The sequence below is a fragment of the Pseudomonas sp. MF08875 genome (assembly GCF_059862525.1).
In genome coordinates, this window is the sequence record NZ_JCBCUW010000086.1 from 1 (window position 1) to 9836 (window position 9836).

A 9836-nucleotide genomic window follows, 5' to 3' on the forward strand; every position below is an offset into this window, starting at 1 on the left:
GTCAGCTGCCGGTAATGCGTAGTCATCTGCGCTTGAATCCTTCGGTGTGAGAGCCTGGATTCTACCGGTGGCTGGCTCTCTGCCTCTCGTTTCAAGCGTTGCGCTTATTCTATGAATTCAGGGCCTACTACTGAAAGCGGTCCATATCTGACCGTTTATCAGTTTGCTCAGACGGCGCCGCGAGCGTTTGGGCTGCGCGTTGAAAACAGCCCCCATATCCTAGTCCGCCAAGAATAGGCCCCGTAAACGGCTAGTAACCTTTCGGTATGCGATAAGTCTTGCCCTTTTTTGTGCGGTCTTCGAAAAAGTCCGCATGCTCCGATTCGTCCGTGCGTATGCAATCGCGCATCTGACCATTCCCAACATTGCATTTCGACCACTCAACCCGACTGCCTAATTCGTCCAGTCTCGCCACCTCGCCTCGACGCGCTTTTATTTCGTCTAACGACGGCACCCACAGATAGAGAGACACTACTACCAATGTAAGGATCGTAGCCTGCGCCGACAGGAAGTAGAGCCAACGCCTGCTATTCAATTTCTTTGCTGCCATGTTGTACAGTTCAGCAGCCCGCTGAGCGGCAGCATCTGCCTCCGTGAATCTCTTGCTCAACAGCTCAGCGGCTTGATTCGCAGTTGACTGTGCAGAACTCTCGATGCTCTGTTTGACGCCCGCCTCCAGTCGAACCAGCTTCTTTTCGACGCTATCCTGCAGCTCACGCAACGCATCAGTAGCCCGTCGAGACTTGCTCTCATCGATCTCTACAGCTTCGAGAACTTTGCGAGCCGCGCCAAAGAGGGCCTGAAAATTTCGATCGTGCGCTTGCTCTTGACTTGTTCCGGCCATCAATATCTTCCTAAAGTTGGACCTTTTAGATCGGGCATCTCGTGATCTGGTTGCTTCATCTCTCTCTGAAGGGAAAGATATCGCTCCTGGCTGTACTCGATCCATTGTTTGTGGGACAGGTTCAAATCCATCAAATCCTGTAAGGCGGCGAAATGCAGACCTCCACCGCTGCCGGCCACCAGCACCAATCCGCCTGTTCCGGTCTCCTCTGGCCCTTGAGCAAGCCGCACCAGATCGATGTAGTCGCGCTCAGCCCTTGTGATCTCAGCCGATCTGCGTTGCAGAATGCCAGCAGCCAGCTCCTCGATAAAATTTTGGAACCTCTCACTTGACTTAGGCCGTTGCCTGGCGCCTTCGCCAAACGCATCGAGATAGGGCTCAATGCGTGCCGACAGTGCAGCGCTGGGAAGCGGCGCCGTTTCGATGTACCAATGCACCCGCCGCGAAGTACCTGGCAGGTCAGGCAATTCGTCCAATTTTTCGGAAAAAATTCGAGATAGAAACTGGTGACGACCAGCCTCTTTTTTTGACTTGTTAGCCTCAGTCTTAAACTCGATCAAACGTACTGTGCCAGGGAATGCCATCAGCAAATCCCCCAATCGTTTATCGTCTGGCGTTTGTTGAAGCAAGTTCACCATACTTGGTAACTGACCGGATCTCAGCTGTGAACCAAGAGCGAACCCCAGCCCGTAGAGAAAATTTCCGATAACCACATTTTCATACAACTTCATTGAACATCATCACCCTAGTATCACGCCCTTTAGAAGCTTGCCGGTAGCGCTCCAAGCCTAACCGTTTGTCAGTCAATCCGGTCGAAAAAACAAGGCTGGCTTTCAGTAGACTCAGTTCGTCTAACGCGTTGGTTTATCTCGTTGCTATTCGCGAACAGCTCGGCTAAACCCGAGGTACGGATCGCTGTTATCGACAGCATTTTCCCAGGTAGCCAGAACCTTCAAGGCTACGTCACTTCGATGATGGTTCCCCCCAAGTGCGATTAGCGTTCGGTGGCTCGCACGGTGACCGTTGCTACGGTGATGAACGCCTACTGCTCTTATGAGCGCCTTTCGAGCTCTGCTCGTGAGGTAAGCCCTCTTGATTTTCTTCAACCCACTGCGGGGAAATCTTTCCCCGCACAGGACAGGTTTCTTCGCGTTTTCAACGGAGACATACCATGCCCGACTCACCTACACCGGAAACACTGACCTCCCTTCGGTTGCCCGTCGTGTTCACCCCTGGTGCGTGGCAACGCGCAGTACTGCTCGAGCAATCCGATCACGCTGAGAAGTTGCAGGTCGATCGGCTGAGCCACGTATTGCGCGCGGCCTTCGAAGCCCACCTGGTCTTTCCGCACAAGCCTTACGTGCTGTTCGAGGTAATCCACATTGAACCAACCGATCACTTAGACCACGACCCGTTGCTGCAATTGAGTCTGAGCCTACTCCAAGAACCGGGTCAGCCTGCCGCCTTGCTGATAGCGCTTGCAGGAGAACACCAGCGCTAAGCGCAATGGGCGGCGCCCACCTCCACATTCGGACGGCATGCAAGACCTGCATCAATCCAACCCATCACCCAACCGGGGAACCCTCCCCCGACGGGCAAGGCGTTCCTCCGTTTTTCTCTCGAGGAAATTGCCATGCGCGATATCTACCAAGACGTGACAGACAAGATCGTTACCGCGTTAGACCAAGGCGTTGTTCCCTGGATCAAACCCTGGTCCTCAAGTGGCTCAGTTGACATCGGTCATCAACCCTACCCCATCAACGCCATCACGCGACGTCCGTATTCGGGGATCAATTTACCGCTGCTCTGGGCCGAAGCCAGGTTGCAGGGCTTCACTCAAGATCGTTGGCTGACCTTCAACCAAGCCAAAAAGACCGGTGGGCACATTCGTAAGGGTGAGCACAGCACTCTGGCGGTGCTCTACAAGCCGATGGAGCGCGAGGAACAGACCGAGTCAGGCCAACCCGTACTCGATGAAAACGGTCAGCCCAAGGTCGCTCACTTCGGCATTCTCAGGACACATTTTCTGTTCAACATCGAGCAAACGGAGGGGCTCGAAATGCTCAATGAAACTATGCTTGAGACGGAACAGAGTGATCCCTTCCAGCCCAACAGCGTCGCGGAAAATCTGCTGTTGAGTTCAGGTGCACGCATCGTTCATCGGCCTGCCGGCGAAGCCTTTTACCACCCGATCAGGGATCTCATCCAACTGCCGACAAAAGCACAATTTCAAGATGAGGGCGGGTACTACGCCACGGCACTTCATGAGCTGACGCACTGGACCGGGCATCACGCTCGGTTGCAGCGCGAAGGCATGACGTCAGCCTGTCCGTTCGGCTCGCCAGGCTACGCGTTTGAGGAGTTGATCGCCGAGATGGGCGCTGCTTTTTTATGTGCTTACGCCGGTATACAGGGGGATCTGCGTCACGAGGGCTACATCGACTCCTGGCTCGGCCTGCTCAAGGCTGACAAACGCGCGATCTTTCGCGCCAGTGGTCACGCCCGAAGCGCCTCGGAGTATGTACTCAACCTGGAGCAGCAACTGAAGCAGATGGTAATGGATGACTCACGATGCATGAACGATGGAGTTTGATCGTTACCTCACCGCTGCAATCGCATCACAGGGCCCAACGCGAGTTGGGCCCTTTTTTCTGCGCCCAGAAACCCCCATGCCGCGGGGCTCTGATGCAAAGAGTCAGGGATGGGCACACACCCGCAGCCTGTCATTCCGCATCCAGGTTCTGCGCCAGAAAATCCACCAGCTCGAGCGGACTTCGGCTATCGATCACCTTGTAGATCAGATCACGCTTACTGCGCGGCAACTTCTTGACCACGCTCTTCGCCGAGGCCCGGACGGCTTCGTCAGTCCCATGGATACGTGCCGCGAGCAGCAGCACCAGCGTGGCGTCAGTGAGGTTCATGGCAAGACCCAAAAATTTGCCCTTCAGTGTACCGACAATTGTGTGCGCCGGAATCCCCGCAACAACCTTTGCCCGTCGGGGCGGTGACCATTTCTTGGAGTTGCCCGGTGGCTCCCACAAGATGCGGCATATGCCAGCGCGTGCTTTGAATATGTGCAGATCAGGCACCTTATCCTTGCCAAGCGCAGCGGGCGAAATTGTGTGAAAGTTGAAAATCATGTAGCAATCAAAGATACGTGATCCAATGGAATTGGAATTGGCAGCCGGTTTAGCGACTGCCAATGGCCCCTTAATTACTTAAATCAATCACCATACGACCTTTGATTTTACCCTGCTGCATTTCGTCGAAAATCTCATTGATATCCTCGATAGGGCGCAATGTCACTTTAGGCACCACCTTGCCTTGCGCGGCAAACTCGAAGGCTTCAACGAGGTCTTGTCGCGTGCCGACCAGTGAACCCACCACCTCGATCCCGTCAAGCACCAACCGCGGAATATCGAGGCTCATGGTTTCAGGCGGAAGCCCGACTGCGACCAGGCGTCCACCAGCACGCAGGGCATCCACCGCAGAGTTGAACGCGACCTTGGCCACGGCCGTCACGACAGCGGCGTGGGCGCCGCCGACCGTCTCCTGGATAACTTTTGCGGCATCCTCGTTACGTGAGTTGATGACCAGATCGGCGCCCATTTCCCTGGCGAATTGCAGTTGATCGTCGTTGATGTCCACGGCAATCACTCTGGCGTTGAACACATTTTTTGCATACTGCAACGCCAGATTCCCCAAGCCGCCTAGCCCGTAGATCGCGATCCATTGCCCGGGGCGAATATTGGAAATCTTCACGGCTTTGTAAGTCGTCACTCCGGCACAGGTCACGCTGCTCGCTGCAGCAGAATCAAGCCCATCAGGCACTTTCACGGAGTAATCGGCGACGACAATGCACTCTTCGGCCATGGCGCCATCCACGGTATACCCGGAGTTTTTTACCTCGCGGCAGAGTGTCTCGTTGCCGCTGTTGCAGTATTCACAATGCCCGCACCCTTGGAAGAACCACGCGACGCTGGCCCGATCGCCGGGTTTCAGCGAGGTGACGCCGGGGCCTACTTCCTGAACGATACCGATGCCTTCATGACCCAGGATCACCCCGGTTTTGTCACCGAAATCGCCGTTCTTGACGTGCAGGTCCGTGTGGCAGACGCCGCAGCACTGCATTTTGAGGAGCGCCTCACCATGCTTCAGAGGCCGTAATGTTTTTTCGGTCACATTCACGCGATGCCCTTGGGCAACAACTGCAGCTTTCATACTTTCTCCTTGTATTCGTGAGTGAGCTTGCGTTACAGCAGGTCCAACCAGTGCCAGAACAGTACAGCACCACCCTTCAAGCGGTCCGAGGTCTGGCGCAATGCCCGCCACCCGGCCCCAGGATCGGGGAGTCAATGGATGCCATTGCTGCGCCATCGGGTCGCCGACGCTACCGTTCTTATGGCACAAGTCGCGGAAAAGGGGGATGCCTATTAGTCAGGCAACCCGCGCAAGGACGCCTGTTTTGTGCCTTTCTATGACAAAGATCAACTGGCGAGGCTGATCGGCAGAGCATCGTGGCCTCTTTTAGTGACCGTCGCTGCGGCCCTCGAAGTCAAGTGATATCCCAGGCATGTCGCGCTTACAGGCACGTGCGACCTTTCGTTTCATGCTTGAAACCTGTTATCGGTGTGCCTTCGTCAGTCCCGGCACATGCACCCAGCGGCGGGTTGGCCCATTAGTCGAAACGGTTATGGAGTAGCGTTTACATGGCGTACGCAACGATCAATCCCTATACGGGCGAGACACTGCAAACCTTTCCCGATGCCACCGATGCAGAGGTGACCGAGGCCATCGGCAAGGCCCACGAGGCTTTTCGGGTCTGGAAGGACACGCCTTTCGCCGAGCGTGCACGCATCCTGCAAAATGCGGCCGATCTTCTGCGCAAGGACAGCGACGCCTTTGCCAAGGTGCTGACGCTGGAGATGGGCAAGCTGTTTGCCGAGGCGAAAGCCGAGGTCGAGTTGTCGGCAAAAATCTTCGAATACTACGTGCGCAATGCCGAAACCTTGCTCAAGCCGGAGAAACTCCCGGTGCTCGATCCTGCCGAGGGCGAGGCGGTGGTCGTGTGCGAACCGCTCGGCGTGCTGCTGGCCATCGAGCCGTGGAATTTCCCTTATTACCAGATCGCCCGCATTCTGGCGCCGCAGCTTTCTGCCGGTAATACCGTGCTGCTCAAACACGCGGCGAATGTGCCGCAAAGCGCGGCGGGCTTTCAAAAATTGATGAAGGATGCCGGTCTGCCTGACGGCGCCTTCCGTAATCTGTACGCCACGCGCTCACAAATTGAGTTGATCATCAACGATACCCGAGTTCAGGGCGTCGCCTTGACCGGCTCAGAAGGTGCATGGGCGGTCGTTGCGTCGCAAGCTGGCAAAGCGCTGAAAAAATCCACCCTGGAACTCGGCGGCGCCGACGCCTTCGTCGTGCTGGCCGACGCGGACCTGGCGAAAACAAGCCAATGGGCGGTGTTCGGCCGGCATTGGAATGCCGGGCAGGTCTGCGTGTCCTCCAAGCGCATGATTGTGGTCGATGCGGTCTATGACGACTTCCTCGCGCTCTATCGCAAGGGCGTCGCAGAACTGGTGGCCGGCGATCCCTTCGATGCGAAGACGACCCTGGCGCCGCTCTCCTCGCAAAGCGCCGCCAATGAGGTCAAGCAAAAGATCCTCGACGCCGTGAAGCTGGGCGCCAAGGCCGAAGAGGTCGGGCCGCCCGTGCCGGTCGAAGGGGCATTCGTGCAGCCGACGATCCTGACCGATGTCGCGGAGGACAACCCCGCTCGCTACTGGGAGTTTTTTGGCCCGGTTTCCCTGGTGTTCCGCGCCAAGGATGAAGACGATGCGGTGCGCATTGCCAACGACTCGCCCTTCGGCCTCGGCGGTTCGGTGTTCACCTCGGATACGGCGCATGGCGCAGAAGTCGCGAAGAAAATCTCCACGGGTATGGTGTTCGTCAACCATCCCACCAAGGTCGAAGCCGATCTGCCTTTCGGTGGCGTGCGCCGCTCGGGGTATGGCCGCGAGCTGATCGGGCTGGGGCTCAAGGAGTTCGTCAACCACAAGCTGATTGTCGTGGTCGATATCGACGCACCGTTCTGAGTTTCAACGCAGCCCTTTGTCCCTGGAAACCGAAATCAAGGAGACCTGACATGGTGAACGTCATCGGGATCGATCACTTGGCCATTCGTGTCAGTGATCTGGAACGCTCCAGGGCGTTCTACGATCAGGTACTCGGTTTCCTGGGATTCACCATCGAGTGGGAGTTCGACCGGGTTATTGGCTGGACCAACGGCGAAACCATGTTCTGGATCACCGAAGCCGATGCCCAGGGTCGCAAACATAAGCACCGGACCGGCGATGTGGGCTATCACCACTATGCGTTCGAGCTGGGCGCGCGTGAGGACGTCGACGCGCTCTACGCGTTCCTGCTGGATCAGGGGATTACGATTGTCGACGCACCCGCTGATTATCCGGACTATGGCGAGGGCTACTATGCGGTGTATTTCCTCGACCCCGATGGTCTGAAGCTTGAGGTGATGTTTTTCCTGGAAAAACAAAAGCGGCGCATGCTCGGAAAATCGCGAAGAAGTGACCGCCAGAAATGAATATCTTTATTCACCTATGCCATTGAAAGCATAGGCTCCCCCACGGCTCGCATTTCGAACGTTTCAGGAAGAAAAAAGCCAGACTTGCCCCGCTTGGCATAAGTTTATTTGGTTACTGACAAGGACAGCTTTATTGCTGCGCCAGAAAATCAATCAGCTCGCCAGCTCGAGCGGACTTCGGCTGTCGATCACCTTGTAGATCAGATCGCGGTTACTGCGCGGTAACTTCTTGACCACGCTCTGCGCCGAGGCCCTGACGGCTTCGTCGGTCGCGGATGCGCACCGCGAGCAGCAGCACGGGCGTGACGTCAGCGAGGTTCATGGTTAGACCCTAGAAAATTCACACCGAAGCGTACCGATTCTTCCCTTTTCCGCCCCCCCTCCAACAAAACGATGCCTAGCAGTATCCATATTCCGATTGCCGCGCAAAGGGACACGAGCCAAAAGGACGGTAAAGGTTGGAAAGGAATGGGCACTCAAGGGTAAGAGCGCTATCCGAAAAGGCTAAAAGGCCACTGACCAGCCACTTCCCGGAGGTCATGATGCTCAGCCTGTTTCGCCGCAAAATGCAGAAGCCCCCTCCGCCACCGACCGTGAGCGTCGCCGAAGGTTACCTGTCCATCGAGTCAGCCCATACCCTCTTAGCAGTGGAGCACCGCCGTCAGTTACTCGATCGCATCTGGCAATACACCGCCCTCTCCCACGCGCAGTTCATCCAACTCTATTTAAATCCGATCCATCGCTACGCCGAACAGGTCCAGCAACTCCCGGCCAGCGAGACGCACCACCATGCGTATCTCGGCGGTATGCTCGACCATGGACTGGAACTGGTCGCCTGCAGTTTGAAACTGCGCCAATCCTATCTGCTGCCCACCGGCGCTGCGCCCGAAGACCAGGCCGCCCAAACTGACGCCTGGTCCGCCGGCATCGCCTATGCCGCCCTGCTCCATGACATCGGCAAAATCGCCGTGGACCTGCTGGTTGAACGCCAGGATGGCCGTATTTGGCATCCTTGGCAGGGTGCCCTGGATCAGCCCTACCGTTTTCGCTACCTCAAAGGCCGCGACTACCACCTGCACGGCGCCGCCGCAGGCTTGCTCTACACCCAGATTCTCGATCGCCCGATCCTGGACTGGCTCTGCGGATTTCCGGCGCTGTGGGCCAGCCTGCTGTATGTCCTGGCGGGTCAATACGAACGTGCCGGTGTGCTGGGCGAGTTGGTCATTCAGGCCGACCGCGTCTCCACCGCATAGAACATCGGTGGCAAGCCAAGCAAGGCGCTACAAGCGCCAATTCATTCGCTGCAACATCACTTGATCAGCGGACTGCGTCATCTGGTTCAACACGAGCTGAAACTCAACCAGCCAGGTGCCGCGGGATGGCTGACCCAGGACGCACTCTGGCTCGTCAGCAAGACGGTCACGGACAAGCTGCGAGCCTATCTGCTGTCGCAAGCGATTGAGGGCATTCCCTCGTCCAACATTGCCGTGTTCGACGAACTGCAGTCGCATGGGCTGGTCGAGTCGACTCCAGAAGGCAAAGCCATCTGGACCGCTATTGTCGCGCAGAGGGACTGGCAGCAGACCTTTACGTTTTTGCGCCTTCAACCGGCGTTGATCTGGGGGAACGAAGACCGCCCAAAAGCTTTCAGCGGAACGGTGAGCATTGCAGTCGATGACCACCCGACTGACGCTACTGTATCACCACCAGCTCCCAAAACAGTCAGTACAGAATCACGTCAAAACCAATCGCAGCTAGACCCCATGGCGATGGAGGATGCCGACTATCTCGGCACATTGCTGGATATGTTCGAAATGGGAGAATCCGAGGTGCGTGATCCGCCGCCAGAAAATGCTCTTGAAGCCTCAAGCTCCCCTTCGGACAACCCAGGCCAGCTTTTTCTGAATTGGGTCAAGGAAGGCATCCTGAGTCACAAGCTGATCATCAACGACAGCAAGGCCAAAATACACACGGTGAGTGGCAGCGTATTTCTGGTCACGCCTGGTCTGTTCCAACGCTACGCGCAGGAGTTTCCTGGTGTATCTCAGGGGACCGATCAAGAGATTGAAGAATGGCGTTGGGTGCAGAAACAGTTCGAGAAACTGAAAGTCCACAGGAAACGGGACGATGGCTTGAACATCTGGATCTGTCAGGTCGAAGGTCCTCGGAAGAAAGCAAGACTCAAAGGTTATTTGCTAAAAAAGCCAGAACTGTTGTTCGAAACGATGCCTGCCGACAATCCTTTTCTCTCGTTTGAACCCCTGAATTCAACACATAAGTGCAACGCTCACCCCTGTATGCACTTCGTACGGCGTCTTCCAGCCCAAGCGCTTGCGCGGGCGTAGATTGATCCTCGCTACTGTCCGATTGACGGCTTCGACGGTC

8 protein-coding genes and 3 pseudogenes are annotated in these 9836 nt (G+C 56.4%); 5 read left to right on the forward strand and 6 right to left on the reverse strand.

Annotation, left to right across the window (positions count from 1 at the left end; translation table 11 throughout):
- Positions 1–250: 250 nt before the first annotated feature.
- Positions 251–844, reverse strand: a complete 594-nt coding sequence (locus AC19YT_RS27425; protein WP_054092842.1) for a hypothetical protein — start codon at positions 842–844, stop codon at positions 251–253.
- The gene (locus AC19YT_RS27430; RefSeq protein WP_011334428.1) at positions 844–1575 is read right to left on the reverse strand and encodes a hypothetical protein; all 732 of its coding nucleotides are present in this window, start codon (positions 1573–1575) and stop codon (positions 844–846) included. Before AC19YT_RS27430 ends, AC19YT_RS27425 begins: the two co-directional genes overlap by 1 nt.
- A 440-nt stretch (positions 1576–2015) precedes the next feature.
- On the opposite strand from AC19YT_RS27430, the gene AC19YT_RS27435 reads away from it, so the two are divergent.
- Together AC19YT_RS27435 and AC19YT_RS27440 are read left to right on the forward strand one after the other, a co-directional pair.
- Complete coding sequence (locus AC19YT_RS27435) at positions 2016–2345, forward strand: hypothetical protein (RefSeq protein ID WP_500611333.1); 330 nt, start codon at positions 2016–2018, stop codon at positions 2343–2345.
- Between the two features lie 132 nt (positions 2346–2477).
- Positions 2478–3437 (forward strand): ArdC family protein, encoded by a 960-nt coding sequence (locus AC19YT_RS27440; RefSeq protein ID WP_500611334.1) that lies wholly within the window; start codon positions 2478–2480, stop codon positions 3435–3437.
- A 130-nt stretch (positions 3438–3567) separates the two neighbouring features.
- On the opposite strand, the gene AC19YT_RS27445 is transcribed toward AC19YT_RS27440, so the two are convergent.
- Complete coding sequence (locus AC19YT_RS27445; RefSeq protein WP_007901093.1) at positions 3568–3765, reverse strand: DUF7740 domain-containing protein; 198 nt, start codon at positions 3763–3765, stop codon at positions 3568–3570.
- 289 nt (positions 3766–4054) lie between these two features.
- Entirely contained in the window at positions 4055–5065 is a 1011-nt protein-coding gene (gene adhP / locus AC19YT_RS27450) for an alcohol dehydrogenase AdhP (protein WP_500611335.1), read from the reverse strand.
- 488 nt (positions 5066–5553) lie between these two features.
- On the opposite strand from adhP, the gene AC19YT_RS27455 reads away from it, so the two are divergent.
- Together AC19YT_RS27455 and AC19YT_RS27460 are read left to right on the forward strand one after the other, a co-directional pair.
- Entirely contained in the window at positions 5554–6945 is a 1392-nt protein-coding gene (locus AC19YT_RS27455; protein WP_500611336.1) for an NAD-dependent succinate-semialdehyde dehydrogenase, read from the forward strand.
- 50 nt (positions 6946–6995) lie between these two features.
- Positions 6996–7451 carry a VOC family protein gene (locus AC19YT_RS27460; protein WP_500611337.1) on the forward strand — a complete coding sequence of 152 codons (456 nt, stop codon included), beginning with the start codon at positions 6996–6998 and terminating at the stop codon, positions 7449–7451.
- 153 nt (positions 7452–7604) lie between these two features.
- Here AC19YT_RS27460 and AC19YT_RS27465 read toward each other — a convergent pair.
- Positions 7605–7773 (reverse strand): annotated as a pseudogene (locus AC19YT_RS27465) (DUF7740 domain-containing protein).
- Between the two features lie 220 nt (positions 7774–7993).
- Here AC19YT_RS27465 and mobH point away from each other — a divergent pair.
- Positions 7994–9709 (forward strand): annotated as a pseudogene (gene mobH / locus AC19YT_RS27470) (MobH family relaxase); the annotation flags it as partial.
- Positions 9710–9718: 9 nt separating this feature from the next.
- Here mobH and AC19YT_RS27475 read toward each other — a convergent pair.
- Positions 9719–9836: pseudogene (locus tag AC19YT_RS27475) on the reverse strand (IS30 family transposase); the annotation flags it as partial.